The following is a 17,690-nucleotide window of genomic DNA, read 5'->3' as shown; positions in this document are numbered from 1 at the left end:
CATGCGCGTTGCGCTCGCGACACTCGCCCTCTCGATCGCCGCGTCGGCCCAGGCACAAGACGAGCGGCCCGCGCCGCCCCCGGCCGAGCAGGCCGTCACGGACCGAGCGGTGCCGGCAGGCACGCCCGAGGGCCAGGGGCCTCCGCAGGGGCCGCCACGCTTCATCTACGAGCTGAGCCAGAGCATCGAGGCGACGGCGGTGCCCCACGTCGACGGCGGCGGCGACGCCGTCACGTCGCTCACACGCACGGAGTTCAGCCTGGTATGGCTCGCTTCGCAACGGACGCGCGCAATCTTCGAGGTGAGCAACGAGCTCGCGTTCTATGACTTCGACGACGCCTTCAAGGTCGACCCGGTGAACGGCGATCCGTTTGGTAGCTTCAACCGTCAAGACTTCAACGTCGTCGTCGTTCACCGCATCGCGCGGCAGTGGAGCATCCAGGGGCTGGCCGGCATTGGTCTCACGCGTGAACGTTCGGCGGACGTCGGCGACTCGCTCGTCGGACGGGTTGGCGCCGGTACGACGTACCACCTCTCGGAGAACATCTCGCTGGGCGTGTTCGTCATCGCCAACAGCCAGCTCGAGGACAACGTCGAAGTCCTTCCGCTACCGCAGATCGAGGCGACGTTCGAACTCGACGAGCACTGGACGCTGGTCCTGGGCACTCGCGACGGCGCCCTGCTGCGGTACCAGCACAACGACGAACTGGCGTTCCGGTTGGAGGCTGGCTACCAAGAGCGGCAGTACCGCCTCGACGATTCGGGCTTTGCACCCGAGGGCGTGTTCCAGGACAAGTCGATCGATCTGAAGCTGGGCGTGCAATGGCAGCCGGCACCAGGGCTGGAGGTCACCGCGGGGGTGGGCTCGCAGCTCTGGCGCCGGTTCAAGATCAAGGACGACGACGGAAACAGGCTCACCCGGAGCGAGACCGACCCGACGCTCATGCTCCACGCGGGCCTGTCGTACCGCTTCTGAGCGTCGCCGGTCCTACCGCTCGCCCGAGGCCTGCGGCCGTTCGACGGGCTCGGGGCCCGTGCCGAAGGGCGGTGCGTCGATGAGCTCGGCGCTGATGATCCGCGGCGGATCCACTGGGCTCCCCCGGGCGGGATCCTTCAATGGCGTTTGCTCGACGGCCACGATCGCCTCGGCTCCGCTGACCGCTTCGGCGAAGCCGGTGTAGCGGCCGTTCAGGTGCACGGTCGCCTCGCGGCTGAGCGCGACGAAGAACTGCGAGCCGTTGGTGTCCGGATCATTGGTACGCGCCATCGAGAGCACGCCGAACTTGTGCTCGAGGTTGCTCCGTTCCAGGTCAATGAAGACGCCCGGTCCGCCGCTGCCGGTGCCCGTCGGATCGCCCGCCTGGATGACGAAGGGCTTGCCGCTGCGGTGCGTCGGCAGCACGCGATGGAACGGGATGTCGGTGTAGAACCCGCCGCGTGCGAGTTCGCGGATGTGCCACACCGTGTTGGGCGCTTCGTCGGGCCGGAAGCGGAAGACCATCTCGCCCTCCGTGGTGTTCAGCTTCAGCAGCCGGTCGACGTACACCCGAATGCCCGAGAACAAGGGTCGGTAGTCGTTGTCGTTCCACACGATCTCGGGTATCCGCGACTGTCCGGATTCGTCCGAACGCGCCCGCCGCGGCGTGATCAGCGGCTGGATGACCAGCGGAGCTCCGATCGGTGCACCAGAAGCGCCCTCGCCCGAACCAAAGAGCTGGGCGTACAACACCGTCGGCTGCTGCTGGTCCCACAGGATCGGGAAGAACGTCGCAAGATCAACGCGGCCGGCCAGCACGTTCGCCTGTGCGATGCGGTCACCCCGCGCGTTGAACAGGGCGATCGTTGCCTCGCCCTCTTCGCTGCCGGGCAGCGCCACCGTGACGGGGACCTCGCGGTCGATTCCGTAGTACGTCCGGTCGGGCGAGAGCTGGGCATCGGCGGCGGGCGCGATGAGCAGCACGGTGGCCGCCATCGCCGTGAAGAGCGCCAGGCGCGTCGTCGAGAGGGCGCGGTGCATTCCCATGATTGTTCCTCCTGGGTGGGAGCGTCGGACGAGGCCGCCCGGGCGGACGGCACCCGCAGACCGGCGCGGCTTCAAGTGTATTGGCAAGATGCCGTCGATGCGGACCCGGTGCACGACGAGCGCATGAAAAGAGCCGGGAATCATCCCGGCTCGAAATCGCATCGGACGACTCCCGCGTCGGACGCCCTAGTTGTCGGTGGGCTGCGACGAGTCGCCGGCCGTTGCGTCGAGCTGGCGGTCGATGAGTGCCCAGGCGTCCATGACGACCTGCGAGCGGGCGTCGGCCTCCTGCAGCGGCAGACGCGACACGATCCGACCGCCGTAGTCGCGGAACCACGTGATGGACAGGTCGGCCCGCATGACGTTGGAGCCAACGTCGTGGTTGTAGTCGCTGCGAACCCGCATGCCGTCGGCGATGAGCGCCGTGCGCCGCGGCTCGATCCTGGACAGGTGCCGCTGGCCCTGGGGCCCGGCGCCACGATACTGGTAGTTGCCGTAGACCTCGGCGGGGAGGTCGCCGAACTTGTCGGAATACTGCGAGAGCGGGTGGGCTCCATCGTGCGAGGGGCAGTAGAAGCACGCGGCGTGATCGAGATAGCCGCCGAAGTAGAGAAGGCCAAGTCCGTCCCAGCCGCCAGTCTCGGGCGAATAGTCGCCCAGCGTCGTGCCGCTCGCGAGCCGCAGCATGAGCATCTGTTCGGCCTTGTTGGCCGATGGGTCGTAGAACGTGGTGGGGGGGATGAGATCCTTGTTGGTATCGGCGTACATCAGCATGCCGATGCCGATCTGCCGCACGTTCGACGAGCACACGAGCCTGTGGGCCGTCTCGGTCGCCTTGGTCAGGGCGGGCATCATCAGCGAGATGAGCACCATGATGACAGCGATCGACACCAGCACGTCCACGAGCGTGAACGCACGCGAACGCCCGCGGGCTTGTCGCCGAACTGCCATCGATTGCCGAGTTATCAAGTTCACCCCACTCATCCGCGTTCCCCGGGGCGGCTGGTCGTGTATCGGGAGTATACACGAAACCAACAGGCAAATACAAGAGAATTATTTGGTCCAGAGTGCAACCACCTTCTGCGAACCTAATAAAAACCTATCGTCACGGCATGGCACCACCCCCTCACACGAAGCCAACGTTGAGGACGGATCCTGATCGGGAGCGGCCGCGAATAGAAACGCCGGGACGTTGGCTGGCATAGGTGACCGCTCCAGCGTTCTCGTGGTGGCAGGTGGGACATGACGAAGCATCCGCGAAATCCCAAGGCGGACCTCGACCTGATGCAGCGCGTCGCGGCTGGCGAAGAATCCGCCATCGGCGACCTGTATGACCGGTTCGGCTCGCTCGTGTACCGCATGGCTTATCAGACCATGCCGACCCGGACCGATGCCGAAGACGCCGTCCAGGAGATCTTCGTCCGCCTCTGGAAGACCGCCGATCGGTACGACCCCAAGCGGGCGGCCCTGGTGACGTGGGTGATGCTCCTGAGCCGCCGCCACCTGGTCGACCGGCTCCGCCGGAGCCAGGCCAGGCTCAAGACCACCGCTTTCGGGGAATCGGCCGGGCAGTTGCCCGGGGGCGGTTCGGGAGAAATGACGGGATTGGAGCAACACGAGCGTTATAAAGACGTGTTAGAGCTCGTAAAGACCTTGCCCGAACTGCAACAGAGGGTGGTCATCCGTGCGTATCTAGGGGGACAGACGCTCCGCCAGATCGGCGAGGAACTGGACACGCCCATTGGCACCGTGAAATCGGCGTTGAGCCGGGCGCTGGTGCGTCTGCGAGAGAGGGCCGTCGAGGAAGCCACGACATGAACACGATCGACTTGATAGAACTGGCCGTCCTTGACGCCCTTGGAATGCTCGACGACGCCGAGTCGAAGGCGTTCGATGCGGCGTTCAAGGCCGCGCCACCCGCCACGCAGGAGCGTGTGCTCAGCGAGCAGGCCCGCCTGGCAAACCTGCAGGGGCTGCTGCCCGACGTCGAGCCCGCCGCGGACATGCGGGACCGCGTCGTGACGGCCGTCCGCGAGGCCATGCTCGCCGACGCCATCGCCAAGGCCTCCGAGGCCGAGGACGTCGACGGCCCGTTGAGCATCCGCCGTAGCCGGGGCGTGTCGCGCGTCTGGCGCATCAGCGCCATCGCCTCGGCCGCCGCTGCCGTGGCCTTCGGCGTGGCGTTCGGACACTCCACGCTGCGTTACGAAGACCTGAACAAGCGAATCGTGAACAACCTCGTGCTCCAGGGCGATATCCGCGCCTACGAGGCCGACGTCCTCGAATTCATCTTCAATCGTGAGAGCGTCCAGGAAGTCGCGTTTACGCCGGTCGATCCCACGTCGGAGGTGCGGGTCCTGATCGAGTACCTCGAAGAAGGCAACGTCGGTGCGCTGCGGTGTGCGAACCTGCCGAGGAACCGGGGTACCGAGTACGCACTGGTCGAACTGGATGGCCGCAACCAGATCGGCCGCTCGCTGCGTCAGTTCGAGTCGGACGGCATCCTGACGGGTCAGTACCTGCAGGACCTGGTGCTCGAAAACGGCATGCGGCTCGCGCTCGTCAGCGTCGATGTCGCCAGCGGCACCAAGCAGATCATGGCGACCACGACGATCAACCTCTGACCGTCACGGTTCGGCGACAATCCTGAACTCCACGCGAGGCCGTGTTAGCCGATGCTGATGCGGCCTTCGCTTTGCTCGCCCATGTCGTCGTAGTCGGTATGGCCTTCGGCGGCGGCCTGCTGACGAACCTTCTTCAGCCGACGGGACACCGTGCCACCAAGAGCCGCGCTGACCAGGAGCAGTCCGCCGAAGATGCCGCCCGCATAGAGCGGGCGCTCGTTGGTCAGGGGGCGGCGGTCGGCCTGCGCCTCCTTCGAGATGACGCTCGGCAGCCCATCGGGTCGACGCTCGCGGGCCGAGTTGGCCTGGCCGACGAGCGCGATCGCCAGCGTCTCGGCGACTCGGCGAGAGCGATCGGCGCCCGGCTGACGCACCTCCAGCATGAGCTCGCCGTCGCGGCCCGAGGCCCAGCCCACCGACTCCTCCACGAACGACTTCACCGCCACGGCGGTGCCGAGTTCGAGCAGCCCACGCTGGCGCATCCGCTCGGAGGCGAACTCGTAGAAGCGTGGATCCTCCATCAGGTCCTCGTGGAAGGCCTGCCAGCCCGCCAGGTCCTCGGCCAGCACCTCCCGACCGCGGGCGTCGTGGGCGACCGTCACGCTCGAGGCATAGGTCGGCGTTACGAGCTCGCCCGAGGCAATCCAGCTCACGCCCGCGAGCACCGCGATGGCTCCGGCCACGCCGAACATGCCCACGCCCATGCGCGCGAGCGCCGCGAGCGGCCCTGTTACCTGCGGAGCCGGCGCCGCGTTGGACGTCTCGCTCCCTCGCTCGCTCCCCTGCTCGCTCAGCGCGGCCGAACGCTGCTTGAGCAGCTCGCTGGCCTTGGCGATCTTGGCGTGCTCCTGCCGGAGCGTCTGGCGGACGAATCGCAGCCGGCGCTGGCGACGGCGCAGGTGTGCGTCGTCGGCGTTCGCCGGCTCGCTCGCGTCGGCGTTGTTGAGCTGGTCGCGGAGCTGCGCGATGATGCCGGCCGCGTCGCGGAGCTTCTCGCGCGTCTCGTCGAGCTCGGCGCGCAGGGACTCGTCGGCTTCGTCCGCCTGGCCGTCGGCGTCGATCGCGTGGCTGCGCGCCTCGGTGAGCTCGCCTTCCAGCTGCTTGACGCGGGCTCTCAAGAGGTCGACCTGCTTCGTCTGCTCGGCCAGCCACTGCTTCTGCTGTTCCAGGTCGGAGCTATCGCCCGAGAGCTGCTCGCGCTGCTCGGCGGCCTTGCGGCTGAGTTCGGCCAGCTTGCGGTCCTGCTCTTCGAGCATCTTCGCGCGCTCGTCGAGGCCCTTGCTCCGGGCCTCGATCTCGCGGACACGCTCGGCCAGCGTCGAGGCCTGCTCGTCCAGGTCCCGTTGCCGCTCGTCGAGCTCCCGGGCGGTTGCTTCGAGCGCGCTGCGGTCTTCTTCGACGTCCTTGACCTGCTGCGCGGCCTCTTCGGCGAGCTGCTCGATCCTGGAGCGCTCTGCTTCGAAGGCCTCGCGATCTGCGGCGAGTGCTTCCCGGCCGCTCTCGATCTCGGTGGTAGCCTCGGCCAGTTCACGGCGCGTGGCGTCGTGGCGCGCCTTGGCCTCCTCGAATGCCGTCCGCGCTGCTTCCTCGCGACGATCGAGCTCGGCGAAGCGGGCTTCGGCCGCGGCGACGGCTTCCTCGTGGGCCCGCTGGTGCTCGGCAAGTTCCTGGCGGGCCTGCTCGAGCTGCTGGGCGTGCTCGTGGACGGCCTGGCTGCGGCTCTCGAGTTCCTCGCGCTCGCGTTCGCGGTCGGCGTGCGCAGCCCGCAAGCGATCGAGCCGGCGCTCGATGTCGCTCATCACGCCGCGGATGTCCTCGGTCAGGCCCGCGGAGTTGATACGCGGGGACTGCTCGTTGCCTGCCTGTGCCATGTTGCCGTCGTTCATGTCGATGCCTCAGTTCACCAGCCGGATGTCGGGTCGCCGCCGCGGGCTGACCGGGAGCGGGAGCGAGCCGACCGCGAGTGGCGTGCGCGGGTCGTGCCACCGAGCCCGGGCCGCTCGGTCGTGTTCGGCCAGGCCCCGACCCAGCTCGCGGATCTTGTCGTCGCAGGCGGCCTGGTCGCAGGCCAGCCGCAGCGCCTCCGCGTTGAGCCGCCGCTCTCGTTCGTCCAGCCGGGACTCCCGCGCGTCCAGCTCGTGGGTCGTGCGGGCGGCCCGCTGCTCGTGGAGCAGGTTGTCTCGGCTCAGCTCCTCGATGCGCTGTTCGAGCTGGGCGATGCGGGCCCGGGCGGCATCGAGCGATGACCGCGCCTCGGCTTGCTCTCTCTCGGCCTGCTCCACGCGCTCGGCGCTCTCGCGAACCTCGAGCCTGCCCTCGCGGACTTCGTTGGAAAGCTCACGAACACGATCGGCCAGGCCGCACGCGTCTCGCAGTTGCTCAAGGAGCTCGAGCGACGCCTGGTCTCGCTTGGCCAGGTGTGCGTCCATCGCGTCGGCGTGCTCGGCCGTCATCGCCGCCTGCTCTTCGATCAGCCGACGGACTTCCTGGTTCTGGGCCCGCTCGGCCTGCACCGCGTCGGACTGGGCGTCGAGTCGCGACTGGACCTCGGAGTACTGGCTTTCGCGCTCGGCCAGTTCGTGGGCCCGGGCCTCGATCTCCTCGGCCGCCCGGCGGGCGTGCTCGTCGACCGCTGCCGTGACGCGTTCCTCCATGCGAGCACGCCGCCGCCGGAGCCGATCGGCCAGCGCACGCCGGCGTTCGGTCAAGCTGGCTTCGGCGGCCACCACCTCGTCGGCCAGCCGCCGGAGCTCCGTCGTTCGCCGGTCGATCTCCACCTGCCGCTTCATGGCGATCTGGATGGTGCGGTCGATCTCGGCCTGACGCTGGGTCAGTTCGCGGGCGTGCTGGGCGGTGGTCTGTTCGCACCGTTCGACCAGGGCGCTGAGCTCCTGCTCGATCGACGCCAGCACGTTCTCGACGTCGGCGTCTTGGTCCGGACCTCCGTCCACGGCGCGTTCCTCCCCCAGATCGGGGGCGTCGTCGAGGCCGGGCTTGTCTTCGTGCTGTGGCATGCTCTGTTCCGGCGGGCCTCGTTCGGCGAGGTTTCCGGAGCAGACATCGACTCGGCGGACGCCGGTCTGAACGCCGAGTGGCGGTCCGACCGGGCGAATTCTTTCACGGCTTGGTTATCAGACCATCCACCATCGACCGTATGCCAATACGTTCGGGAAGATACCGACAAGGTTCGGGAACAAATCGAGCCGATCCGAGTATGTTGCTCTACGAAGCCGGCGGCGTGGGGTCGCGCGGTGGATACGCTTGTACAAGGATCCATGGACATCTCAGCTCGCCGGCCCCGTCGACGCGGCCAGGCGTTCATCGAGGAGGCAGCAGATGAAGCGCACCGGTTCGACCACCAGCATCGTGATCGCGACGATCGCAGGCCTTTCCGTTCTCGGCGTTGCCGGGTATCGCATGATGTCGGGCGACTGCGGCGCCTGCGCCGTGACCGGCAACGAGGTCACGACCGCGGCCGTCGCCACCGAGAGCGACTGCGGCTCGTGCTGTGCCCTGATGGAAGGCGCCGAGACCGAGGCCACCCTCGTCTCGACCGGCGAGAGCTGCGAGAGCGCCTGCAGCGGCGAGAAGGCCGCGAGTTGTGACTCGGCCAAGAACTGCGACACCGCGTGCTCGGGCGAGGCCGCCGAGGTCGAAATGATCTCCACCGAGGCCACCGCTGACTGCGCCGACGCGTGCGGCGATGCCTGCGCCGGTGACGCCTGCGGCACCGACGCCGACGCCTGCTGCGGCAAGTGCGAGGCCGGCAAGGAACTGGCCAAGGCCCCCCAGTAAGACCCGAGCGGGGTTTCGTACGCAGCGACACGCTGCCTCCGAATGATCGATGACGACCGCATGCCCAAAGCGTGCGGTCGTTTTTCGTGCGCTATCCTCGGCCATGGCGACGTGGCTGATCAAGACCGAGCCGGGCGATTACTCGTGGGACGACATGACGCGCGACAAGCGCACGGCCTGGACGGGCGTGGCGAACAACGCCGCCCGGATGCACATGCGCGCCGTCAAGAAGGGCGATGAAGCCTTTTTCTACCACACGGGCAACGACAAGGCCATCGTCGGCGTCGTCAAGATCGCGACGAATCCCTACGAAGACCCCGATGAGCCCGGCCTCAACGGCAACGGCGAGATGAAGGCGCCGTTGTTCGACGTGACCGTCGGCAAGAAGGCCAAGACCCCCGTGACGCTCAAGGACATCAAGGCCGACGAGCGCTTCCAGGACTTCGACCTCGTCCGACAGTCGCGCTTGAGCGTCATGCCCGTGCCGGCAAAGCTCGAGAAGATCATCCGCCAGATGGCGGGCCTTTGAGCGAGCTCGAGCCCTCCATCGCCGACGCCGCGAGCAACTCGAGCCGCGTCAGGGCCCGGTCGGCCAGGCCCTTGAAGGCGACGTACGGAAAGAGAGCCGCCACGGCGATCGCGAGCCCGAAGGCCGTGGTGTAGAGCGCCTGGGCGATGCCGCCGGCGACGAGCCTCGGGTCGCCGTCGCCCGCCTCGCCGATGGCCGCGAAGCTCGTGATGATCCCCGTCACGGTACCGAGGATGCCCAGCATGGGCGCGGCGGTGATGATGATGCTCAGCGCACCCTGGAATCGCTCGACGGCGTACCGCTGGGCCTCGATGGCCTCGCGGGCCTGGGCCTCGCCGATGGGGCCGGCGGCGTCCTGGGAGAGCTCCCGCGCCAGCCGCGAGTAAGGGTCGCGACGCTCGGCGGTGGCCTTCACCACGCCGGCAAAGTCTCCTCGGCGGAGCTTTGCCGAGAGCGAACTCGTCCTGCCGCGGACCGCTGGCCCCGTCAGCCGGACCCAGAAGAGCACGCGCTCGAAGACGATCGCCAGGCCGACCACGCTGACGAGGGCCAGCGGCGCCATGACCCAGCCGCCGACCTCGAACCACTGCCTGATGCCGTTGATTAGGGCTTCCACTCGATCGCTCCGGCGTTGCTCGGGCTTGGATGGTACCGTTGCGCCATGACCGGCGAGCCGGCGGCCAACCCGACCCAAACCGACGCGATCGAAGTGCGCATCCGTGCGCTCGTATCCGAGCTGGCGGCGCTGGTCGAGGCCGAGATCGCCTCGGTCGTCGACGAAGCCTGCCAGAGCTCGATCATGCGCGACGCCGCCCGCTACGCCGCACTCGGCGGCGGGAAGCGTCTCCGGCCGGCCCTCACGCTCATGTGTGCGCGAGCCACCGGAGCAGCCGACTCGGCCGCATTGCCCGCGGCTGCAGCGGTCGAGCTCGTCCACGCGTTCAGTCTGGTGCACGATGACCTGCCCTGCATGGACGACGACGATCTGCGCCGCGGCCGGCCGACCCTCCACGTGCATGCCGGCGAAGCTGCAGCACTGCTCGCGGGCGACGCGATGCTCAATGCGGCGTACTGGACGCTCGCCAAGCGCGTCGAGGATCCCCACACGAGCGCGTTGCTCATTGCGGAGCTGACCGACGCGACCGCGCGCATGATCGATGGGCAGACGCTCGACTCGTTGGGCGGGTTCGACGCCGGTCTATCGGACGATGAATCGCGGCTGGGGCTGATCCACCGCTGGAAGACCGGCGCGCTCATGCGCGCCGCCTGCCGCATGGGCGCCATCAGTGCTGGCGCCGATCGGGCCGCGATCGACGCCGTGACCAAGTACGCTGAAGCGGTGGGGCTGATGTTCCAGGTCGTCGACGATCTCATCGACGTCGAGCAGTCGACCGAACAGGCGGGCAAGCGGACGGGTAAGGATGCAGACGCCGGGAAGCTGACCTTCCCCGGCGTCGTGGGGGTCGAGGCATCACGAGCCGAAGTCGCGAACCTTCTGGAAGCAAGCCTCGTCGCCCTCGGACCGCTGGGCGGCCGCGGTCGCGATCTCTCGGACGTAGCCCGCGTCTTGGCCAGCCGGACGCGATGAGGTCGATGATTGCAGGGCCAGCGAGTCCAAGGGAAATCCCGATATTTTCAAGAATCATTGAAAATAGCCGGGATTTCGCCTAAGAAATAGGGTTGGGGACGGATCGATCGGCCTCGTGCCGGGACTTGGAGGGTTGGATGGCACTGCTGGACACGCTGACCGGGCCCGAGCAACTCCGCTCCATGTCCATCGACCAGCTCGAGCAGCTCGCCGGCGAGATCCGGGCGGCCATCTGCGACCAGGTCTCGCGGACCGGCGGCCACCTGGCCCCCAACCTGGGCGTGGTCGAGCTGACCATCGCCATGCATCGCGTGTTCGACTTCGGCTGGGATCGGCTGCTGTTCGACGTGGGCCACCAGTGCTACCCCCACAAGCTGCTGACCGGCCGCCTGCCGCTGCTGAGCAAGCTCCGCACGCGCGAGGGCATGGCCGGCTTCCCCGAACCAGACGAAAGCAAGTACGACCTCTTCCGCGTCGGCCACGCCGGCACGGGCATCTCGACGGCCGTCGGCATGGCCCGCGGCGACGCGCTCAACGGCGAGGCGTACGACTCCAAGGCCCGCAAGGACGGACGCCGCGTCGTCACGATCATCGGTGACTCGTCGATCGTCAACGGCGTGGCGATGGAGGGGCTGAACAACGCCGGCACGCTCAAGCGGCAGATGCTCGTCGTCCTGAACGACAACGGCATGTCCATCGCCGGCCCGCAGGGCGCGCTCGCCCAGCACTTCGACCGCGTCCGCGTCAGCCACACGTACACCGGCCTCAAGCGAACGGGCAAGGAACTGCTCAAGGGCATCCCGGGCGGCGAGGCGCTGCGTGACGCGTACCACCGCATGGGCGAGGCCGCCAAGGCCATGGTCGGCGACGGCGCACCCGAGAACACCTGGTTCGAGCACTTTGGTTTGCTCACCGTGGGGCCCATCGACGGACACCACCTGCCCACGCTGATCGAGTTCCTCGAGGCCGTGAAAGACCTCGACCGGCCGTGCGTCCTGCACGTCAAGACCGTCAAGGGCAAGGGCTTCGCTTTTGCAGAAGGCGATGCACGGACCTTCCACTCGCCGAAGCCGTTCGCAGCCCAAGATGGCGCCCAATTGCAGTCCGAGGGCTGCCGCGTCGTCGTCAAGGGTGGCGGGCGCAGCTTTACCAGCGCGTTCGGCGACGCGCTCGTCGACCTCATGGAACGCGACGAGGCGGTCGTGGCGTGCACGGCCGCGATGCCCGATGGCACGGGCGTGACCGAGGCGATGGAAAAGTACTCCGATCGCGTGTGGGACACGGGCATCTGCGAGAGCCACGCGCTCGACATGATGGCCGGGCTCGCAAAGACGGGCTCCAAGCCCTTCTTCGCGGTGTACAGCACGTTCCTGCAGCGGGCCTACGACCAGGCCTTCCAGGAGGCGGCGCTCCAGGGGCTACCGGTGCGGCTGTGCCTCGATCGCGCGGGCCTGGTCGGCGGCGACGGCGCCGTGCACCACGGCTTCGCCGACGTCTCGCTCCTGCGCACGCTGCCCGACGCGGCGATCATGGCCGCCATCGACGAGCCGAGCCTGCGTGCGAGCCTCGAGTTCATGCGCGACTACGACCGAGGCCTCTCGAGCGTCCGCTACCCGCGGGACGACGTGTCCGATCGATTCGCGGGCTCGTGCCCCGCATTCGAGCTCGGCAAGGCACGGTTGCTCACCGAAGGCGTTGACAAGCCCGACGCGGCCATCCTCGCCTTCGGCGTCCCCGCGCTCGCGTGCGTCGAGGTCGCCGAGTCGCTCTCGCCCGACCGTAGCATTGCCGTCTACGACGCCCGCTTTGCCAAGCCCGTCGATCGCTCGCTCCTCCGCGAGCTCGTCGAGGCAGGCGTGCCCATCATGACCGTCGAAGAGCACACGCTCCAGGGTGGGTTCGGCAGCGCCGTGCTCGAGGCGATCGAGGAGATGGGGCTGCGCGGCGCCATCATTCGCCGCCTCGGCCTGCCCGATCGCTGGATCAAGCAGGACGGGCGAAAGGCCCAGCTTGCCGAGGTTGGCCTCGACGCAGCCGGAATCGAGAAGCAGGTGCGTGCGCTGCTGGGCTCTTGCGCGAAAGAGCAGGCGCAGAGCGTCGTGCACGCCTCGCGCTAGGGCTGCCCAGCGGTCGCGTACGGGATTACGCACGAGTGAGCCTGCTCGTGCCGACCGGCGCATCGGAACCGTTCGACCATCCCGGGTCGAAGGAGGTCTCCGATGATCGACTGCTCGCTGAGAATCCTGGTCCTTGCCGGCGCCGCAGCTTGCCTTCCGCTAAAAGCCATCGCGCAGGATGCGGCCGAAGCACCGGCTGGCGCCGCTGTTGCGGTCGTTGCCGATCCGGTCAAGGTCGGCGGCGTGTCCGAGTTCGAGCTCAAGACCCGGACGGGCGAACTCGAGGACGGCGAGGTCAGCGCTTACTTCGTGGCCGGCCCGATGCGCACGACGGCGGCGCTGCCCGAGGGCTACCCCCGGCCGACCCCGGCGGGCGCGATGGAGATCAAGTCCTACCCGAGCGTTCGCCGCGCCGAGATCACGGTCGATGCGTCGCCGCGCCTCGGCATGAACATGGCCTTCTTCCCGCTGTTTCGCCACATCAAGAACCGCGACATCGCGATGACCGCGCCGGTCGAGGCCGACCTGCCCACCATGGCTCGCCAGGACGCGGAGAACTTGGGCGTGCAGGGAGCCGAGGGCGACGACGCGATGACCGTGTCGTTCTTGTATCGCACAAGCGACCTGGGACCAGTCGGTGACGCCGAAGAGAACGTACGCGTCATCGATACCAAGCCCGTGACGGTGCTGTCGCTGGGCATCCGCGGCACGATGGGCAACGACCGGATCGAGCGCGAAATCGGTAAGCTCTACGAGTGGCTTGAATCCCAGGCCGAACGCAACGTCGGGCCCGGTGGCGTCGAGGCAGCCGGCCGGTGGAGCGCCGACGGCTCGCCGCGCATCATGGGCTACAACGGCCCCGACGTGCCGCGGCGCAACCAGTGGTGGGAGGTTCAGTTGCCCGTCGCTTGGACCGCGACCGACGCCCCGCCCGAGCCCGCTACGAGCAGCCCAGGCTGAAGGCGTTCTGGAACGCCAGGAAGTCGAACAGCGTGAACGCGCCGTCGCCGTCGAAGTCGGCTGTTGCGTCACCGGTTGCGAACAGGTTCTGGAACTCGAGGAAGTCGAACAGCGTCAGGGCTCCATCGCCGTCGACGTCGCTTCGGCAGCCTAGCGATGCGGCGATCTGCTCGGCCAGCAGGTACGTCCACGCGGGCCGATAGACGTTCTCGCCCATCGCGCCGATCGGCAGGAAGTCGTCGACGACCACGGCCGAGTGGTAGTTGCCGTGATCGATGTCGAGTAGGCTGGTGAGCATGTGGCTCGACAGTTCGCCCGCGGTCTTTCGATCGACGCTCTCGAGCGGGCCGAAGGCGTCAAGCCCGAGGATGCGCTGGTTGCCGAAGAAGCCCGCGGCGGTTCGATCTCCGACGTGCGTGAAGGCGAGCATGCGGCTGGTCGGCGTTTCACTCGGCCGGAAGAGCCAGGGCGCCGGACCAACGCCGGTCACGAAGTCTCCCGGACCCGCGAACAGGAGCGACCCGCCGAGCGTGAACTCCTTGGTGAGGTAGGCCGAGTGCCCAGCGCCTTGCGAATGTCCCGCGACGATGATGCGACGCCATCGCAACGAGCCGTCGCCCTCGACAAACTGCCCCCAGCCCTCGTCGGGAAACGCATTGTCGAGGTACGAGAGCGCCCGTCCGAGACGGCCGCTGATGCTGTTGGGCTCGTCGACGTCGATGAGATCGGTCTGCGGCTCGCCGAAGAGGCGCTCGCGCCGAATCGCCTCGGCCAGGTCGGGGTCGTCCTCGCCGCGGATCATCTCCCAGATCGACGGCCAACTCTCGTACGCGATGCCCAGCGCATGCAGGCCGAGCGACGCCGAGTGCTGGGCGAATCGGGTGTACTGTGTCGGCACCGCGCCCCCGCCCGGCACGAACACCAACAACATGCGCGGCCGAACGCCCTCCGGGAATCCCGGGTCGAACGCGGCGACGTGCAGCCCTTCGAGCCCCGTAGGCGACTCCAGTGGCGTGACGTCGGAGCCGGTCAGGGTCGGGTCGATGAGCCTGGTCTCGACCTGAGCCTGTGCGGCTGCGGCCAGTAATCCGACGCTGATGACCGTTGCGATGCTCGTGCGCATAACAGTCCTCCTCGTGCGTGCGGAACGAGGCGGAGCATGGCCTATTGCTCGGGCGTGCGACGTCCTACGCGTCGGGCCGGCGGGAGGACGAGGCATCGAGCTGCCATCCGCACTCGACGCAACGGCCGTCGCCATCGATCTCGCCCGTGTGGCCGCACGACGGACAGCCGGCGTCGGGCATTGCGATGGCACAGCGACTCAAGGGCCGCGCGAGCAGCACGAGCGCAAGGCCGACCAGCGTGGCTGCGATGCCCGCTGCGACCATGTGTTCCTTGCCGACCCCCGTGTAGGCGTCGTACGCGTACGCCACGTCTCCCTGTGTGATGCCGAACGCGAGACGGTTAATCAGCAGGTACACGCCTCGCACCAGGAGCACGAAGCCGACCAACCGGCACGACCAAAGCGAGAGCGCGCGAGCGATGCGGACGCGTCGGGCGACGGCGACAGGGGAGGCGTCGAGCGGCATATCGATGCGTTACCGGCCCTGCGGCCACGGGTTGCCCGGCTTCGATGGGGATATCAACGATTTGCTTCCTGAAACGTCCTAATGAAGGCCGGCGTAGACCCATCGGCACGCCGGCGAACGAGGGGAGCGCCGGACGTGTGCAGGGGTATTCCCCATTTCTCTCCCATCCGAGGGCCAGGCTTCCAAGGGCCGGCCGCGATCCGCAGGAGTGGACCACGATGACGATTGACTCTGTTTCCATGGGCGTTCGCCGTGGCGGCGTTGCCGCCGCGATGCTCGCGTGCGTGTGTGGCGGCGTGCTGAGCGCGACCGCCCCGGTGCTTGCCCAAGCAGCCGATCCGCTGCAGCAGTTCGAGGTTGCCAACCGCATCGACACCGGCCCCTTGGGCCTGCCCGGCGTGGGCGATGAGGAGCAGGTCGTCTTCGCGGCGACGATGGCCGCCCCCGGAGCCGGCTGGAGCCGCGTGCGATTCGACGCCGAGTCGACCGTGCTGCCCGACTCGATGCGCCTCCGCATCACGAGCCTGAAGGACAAGCACGACCAGCACCTGACCAGCCACACGCTGGGCCAGTGGAAGCACAAGACCGCATACTTCAACGGCGACACCCTGCTCGTCGAGGTGCTCGCCCGGCCGAGCGCCGACGTCGGCCGCGTCGTGATCAACGGCCTGACCGCCGGCAGCGGCTTCACGCAGGGCGGCGGCTTCGACAGCATCTGTGGCTCGATCGACGACCGAGTGCTCTCGAGCGATCCGCGGAACGCACGCCTGCTGCCCGTGGGCTGCACGGCGTGGCTCATCGACGACTGCGCCAAGTGCTTCATCACGGCCGGCCACTGCACGTTCAGCGCCGACGTAGTCGAGTTCAACGTGCCGCTCAGCACGGGCAGCGGCTCGATCGTCATGGCCGCTCCCGAAGACCAGTACCCCGTCGACGATGACTCGATGCAGTCCAACGGCGGCCGCGGCATCGGCAACGACTGGGCCTACTTCGGCGCCTTCCCCAACAGCGACACCGGCCTGACCGCCGGCCAGGCCCAGGGCGAGTTCTACCGCCTGGCGCCCGAGGCCCCGACCTCGACCGGCGACATCCGCATCACCGGCTACGGCAGCACCTTCGGCACCGGCGCCCCGCTCGCGTGGAACCAGGTGCAGAAGACCCACACCGGCCCGTACGTCCGCAAGGACGGCTTCGGCATCTCGTACCAGACCGACACCACCGGCGGCAACTCCGGCTCGCCCGTGCTCGACGAGACCACCGGCCTGGCCATCGGCGTGCACACCCACGCCGGCTGCAGCACCACGAGCGGCAACAACGGCACGGCCATCGACCGTCCCGAGTTCCAGGACGCCCTGGCCAACCCGCTTGGCGTGTGCTGCCCGCCCATCCGGGGCATCGAGATCAGCCTGCCGGACCTCGACCTGGTCGACCCCGGCTCGCCGCAGAGCTTCGCCGTGACGATCGTCGAGGTCGACGGTCCGCTCGACCCGGGTTCGGCCGAATTGTTCTTCAGCGTCGACGGCGGCGCGTTCGACAGCGCCCTGCTGGTGCCCATGGGCGGCGACCAGTTCGAGGCGACGTTCCCCGCGCTCGATTGCGGTTCGATCGTCGAGTACTACGTGCGTGCCACGTCCGACGGCCGCGAGACCATCGAGCCGTTCGGCGCTCCGGGCATCAGCTACGACGCGCTGGCGGCCACCGCCGTCATCACCGCCGTCGACCAGGACTTCCAGTCGGCGCCCGGTTGGGCGGTCGACAACGACTCGGTCGCCGAGGGCGGCTGGGAGCTCGGCGAGCCCGATGGCTTCCGCGGCGTGGCGGATTCGGACTTCGACGGCTCGGGCAACGCCTACGTCACCGGCGCGGACCGCGGCATCGACCTCGACGGCGGCCCGACCGTGCTGACCTCGCCCGTGTTCGACCTGTCGAGCGCTCCGAGCAACGCCGTCCTGAGCTATGCCCGATGGTTCTCCAACGACGACCAGCGCGCCGGCCTGGGCGACCAGGACCGCCTCGTGGTCGAGGTGTCCGACGACGCCGGCGGCCGCTGGGTCGAGCTCGAGCGCGTCGACCACTCGATGGGCGGCGATGCCTGGTCGCTGATGCGGTGGAACCTCACCGATCACATCAGCCTGACTTCGCAGGTGCAGGTGCGGTTCACCGCTTCCGATAGCCCCAACGACTCGGTGATGGAAGTCGCCATCGATGCGTTGCGCATCGAGGGCCTCGAGTGTGGCGGATGCCGGGCCGACATGGACGGCGACGGCGACCTGACCATCTTCGACTTCCTGGCCTTCCAGTCGGCGTTCGCCGTGGGCGATCCGGTCGCCGACTTCGACGGCGATGGAAGCCTCACGCTGTTCGACTTCCTCGCGTTCCAGAGCGAGTTCGACGCCGGCTGCTGAGCAGCCGAGCACACAAGCGTCCCCTCCTTGGAGCAAACCGGGGTCGGCCTTTGGGTCGGC

General features: G+C 68.1%; 16 protein-coding genes. 9 read left to right on the top strand and 7 right to left on the bottom strand.

Annotated elements, in window-relative coordinates:
* The first annotated feature begins 1 nt into the window (after position 1).
* Complete coding sequence (locus RIA68_09640; protein MEQ8317706.1) at positions 2 to 976, top strand: DUF6268 family outer membrane beta-barrel protein; 975 nt, start codon at positions 2 to 4, stop codon at positions 974 to 976.
* 12 nt (positions 977 to 988) lie between these two features.
* Here RIA68_09640 and RIA68_09635 read toward each other — a convergent pair whose 3' ends face one another.
* On the bottom strand, positions 989 to 2,023 hold the full coding sequence (locus tag RIA68_09635) for a peptidylprolyl isomerase (protein MEQ8317705.1): 1,035 nt from the start codon (positions 2,021 to 2,023) through the stop codon (positions 989 to 991).
* A 186-nt stretch (positions 2,024 to 2,209) separates the two neighbouring features.
* Positions 2,210 to 2,974, bottom strand: a complete 765-nt coding sequence (locus RIA68_09630; GenBank protein ID MEQ8317704.1) for a DUF1559 domain-containing protein — start codon at positions 2,972 to 2,974, stop codon at positions 2,210 to 2,212.
* Between the two features lie 291 nt (positions 2,975 to 3,265).
* Between RIA68_09630 and RIA68_09625 the strand changes: the two genes are divergently transcribed.
* The gene (locus tag RIA68_09625) at positions 3,266 to 3,841 is read left to right on the top strand and encodes a sigma-70 family RNA polymerase sigma factor (protein MEQ8317703.1); all 576 of its coding nucleotides are present in this window, start codon (positions 3,266 to 3,268) and stop codon (positions 3,839 to 3,841) included.
* A complete protein-coding gene (locus RIA68_09620; GenBank protein ID MEQ8317702.1) occupies positions 3,838 to 4,647 on the top strand; it encodes a hypothetical protein in 810 nt (269 codons plus the stop codon). The genes RIA68_09625 and RIA68_09620 overlap by 4 nt, the downstream gene beginning before the upstream one ends.
* A gap of 44 nt (positions 4,648 to 4,691) precedes the next feature.
* Here RIA68_09620 and RIA68_09615 read toward each other — a convergent pair whose 3' ends face one another.
* On the bottom strand, positions 4,692 to 6,533 hold the full coding sequence (locus RIA68_09615) for a hypothetical protein (protein ID MEQ8317701.1): 1,842 nt from the start codon (positions 6,531 to 6,533) through the stop codon (positions 4,692 to 4,694).
* Positions 6,534 to 6,542: 9 nt separating this feature from the next.
* The gene (locus RIA68_09610; protein MEQ8317700.1) at positions 6,543 to 7,661 is read right to left on the bottom strand and encodes a hypothetical protein; all 1,119 of its coding nucleotides are present in this window, start codon (positions 7,659 to 7,661) and stop codon (positions 6,543 to 6,545) included.
* Positions 7,662 to 7,983: 322 nt separating this feature from the next.
* On the opposite strand from RIA68_09610, the gene RIA68_09605 reads away from it, so the two are divergent.
* Positions 7,984 to 8,442 (top strand): hypothetical protein, encoded by a 459-nt coding sequence (locus tag RIA68_09605; GenBank protein ID MEQ8317699.1) that lies wholly within the window; start codon positions 7,984 to 7,986, stop codon positions 8,440 to 8,442.
* A gap of 103 nt (positions 8,443 to 8,545) precedes the next feature.
* A complete protein-coding gene (locus tag RIA68_09600; protein MEQ8317698.1) occupies positions 8,546 to 8,971 on the top strand; it encodes an EVE domain-containing protein in 426 nt (141 codons plus the stop codon).
* Here the strand turns inward: RIA68_09600 and RIA68_09595 are convergent.
* Positions 8,946 to 9,587 carry a MotA/TolQ/ExbB proton channel family protein gene (locus RIA68_09595; GenBank protein ID MEQ8317697.1) on the bottom strand — a complete coding sequence of 214 codons (642 nt, stop codon included), beginning with the start codon at positions 9,585 to 9,587 and terminating at the stop codon, positions 8,946 to 8,948. The two genes, RIA68_09600 and RIA68_09595, sit on opposite strands and share 26 nt — an antisense overlap.
* A gap of 45 nt (positions 9,588 to 9,632) precedes the next feature.
* Between RIA68_09595 and RIA68_09590 the strand changes: the two genes are divergently transcribed.
* The 3 genes from RIA68_09590 to RIA68_09580 all read left to right on the top strand — a co-directional run bounded on the left by RIA68_09590 (position 9,633) and on the right by RIA68_09580 (position 13,636).
* Complete coding sequence (locus RIA68_09590) at positions 9,633 to 10,559, top strand: polyprenyl synthetase family protein (protein MEQ8317696.1); 927 nt, start codon at positions 9,633 to 9,635, stop codon at positions 10,557 to 10,559.
* 137 nt (positions 10,560 to 10,696) lie between these two features.
* Positions 10,697 to 12,676, top strand: a complete 1,980-nt coding sequence (gene dxs, locus RIA68_09585; GenBank protein ID MEQ8317695.1) for a 1-deoxy-D-xylulose-5-phosphate synthase — start codon at positions 10,697 to 10,699, stop codon at positions 12,674 to 12,676.
* Between the two features lie 102 nt (positions 12,677 to 12,778).
* A complete protein-coding gene (locus tag RIA68_09580; protein ID MEQ8317694.1) occupies positions 12,779 to 13,636 on the top strand; it encodes a heme-binding protein in 858 nt (285 codons plus the stop codon).
* On the opposite strand, the gene RIA68_09575 is transcribed toward RIA68_09580, so the two are convergent.
* Together RIA68_09575 and RIA68_09570 are read right to left on the bottom strand one after the other, a co-directional pair.
* Entirely contained in the window at positions 13,617 to 14,759 is a 1,143-nt protein-coding gene (locus RIA68_09575) for a GC-type dockerin domain-anchored protein (GenBank protein ID MEQ8317693.1), read from the bottom strand. The two genes, RIA68_09580 and RIA68_09575, sit on opposite strands and share 20 nt — an antisense overlap.
* A 64-nt stretch (positions 14,760 to 14,823) precedes the next feature.
* Positions 14,824 to 15,225, bottom strand: a complete 402-nt coding sequence (locus RIA68_09570; GenBank protein MEQ8317692.1) for a hypothetical protein — start codon at positions 15,223 to 15,225, stop codon at positions 14,824 to 14,826.
* Between the two features lie 218 nt (positions 15,226 to 15,443).
* Between RIA68_09570 and RIA68_09565 the strand changes: the two genes are divergently transcribed.
* The gene (locus tag RIA68_09565; GenBank protein ID MEQ8317691.1) at positions 15,444 to 17,630 is read left to right on the top strand and encodes a GC-type dockerin domain-anchored protein; all 2,187 of its coding nucleotides are present in this window, start codon (positions 15,444 to 15,446) and stop codon (positions 17,628 to 17,630) included.
* Positions 17,631 to 17,690 lie beyond the last annotated feature (60 nt).

It is taken from the genome of Phycisphaerales bacterium, assembly GCA_040217175.1.
Lineage (GTDB): Bacteria > Planctomycetota > Phycisphaerae > Phycisphaerales > UBA1924 > JAHCJI01.
Note: the sequence above shows the minus strand (reverse complement) of the source record. Positions and strands in the feature narration are given on the sequence as shown.

Coding starts and splice junctions, on each gene's coding strand:
- RIA68_09640 (MEQ8317706.1), top strand. CDS start 2: ATGCGCGTTGCGCTCGCGACACTCGCCCTCTCGATCGCCGCGTCGGCC.
- RIA68_09635 (MEQ8317705.1), bottom strand. CDS start 2,023: ATGGGAATGCACCGCGCCCTCTCGACGACGCGCCTGGCGCTCTTCACG.
- RIA68_09630 (MEQ8317704.1), bottom strand. CDS start 2,974: ATGGCAGTTCGGCGACAAGCCCGCGGGCGTTCGCGTGCGTTCACGCTC.
- RIA68_09625 (MEQ8317703.1), top strand. CDS start 3,266: ATGACGAAGCATCCGCGAAATCCCAAGGCGGACCTCGACCTGATGCAG.
- RIA68_09620 (MEQ8317702.1), top strand. CDS start 3,838: ATGAACACGATCGACTTGATAGAACTGGCCGTCCTTGACGCCCTTGGA.
- RIA68_09615 (MEQ8317701.1), bottom strand. CDS start 6,533: ATGAACGACGGCAACATGGCACAGGCAGGCAACGAGCAGTCCCCGCGT.
- RIA68_09610 (MEQ8317700.1), bottom strand. CDS start 7,661: ATGCCACAGCACGAAGACAAGCCCGGCCTCGACGACGCCCCCGATCTG.
- RIA68_09605 (MEQ8317699.1), top strand. CDS start 7,984: ATGAAGCGCACCGGTTCGACCACCAGCATCGTGATCGCGACGATCGCA.
- RIA68_09600 (MEQ8317698.1), top strand. CDS start 8,546: ATGGCGACGTGGCTGATCAAGACCGAGCCGGGCGATTACTCGTGGGAC.
- RIA68_09590 (MEQ8317696.1), top strand. CDS start 9,633: ATGACCGGCGAGCCGGCGGCCAACCCGACCCAAACCGACGCGATCGAA.
- dxs (MEQ8317695.1), top strand. CDS start 10,697: ATGGCACTGCTGGACACGCTGACCGGGCCCGAGCAACTCCGCTCCATG.
- RIA68_09580 (MEQ8317694.1), top strand. CDS start 12,779: ATGATCGACTGCTCGCTGAGAATCCTGGTCCTTGCCGGCGCCGCAGCT.
- RIA68_09575 (MEQ8317693.1), bottom strand. CDS start 14,759: ATGCGCACGAGCATCGCAACGGTCATCAGCGTCGGATTACTGGCCGCA.
- RIA68_09570 (MEQ8317692.1), bottom strand. CDS start 15,225: ATGCCGCTCGACGCCTCCCCTGTCGCCGTCGCCCGACGCGTCCGCATC.
- RIA68_09565 (MEQ8317691.1), top strand. CDS start 15,444: ATGACGATTGACTCTGTTTCCATGGGCGTTCGCCGTGGCGGCGTTGCC.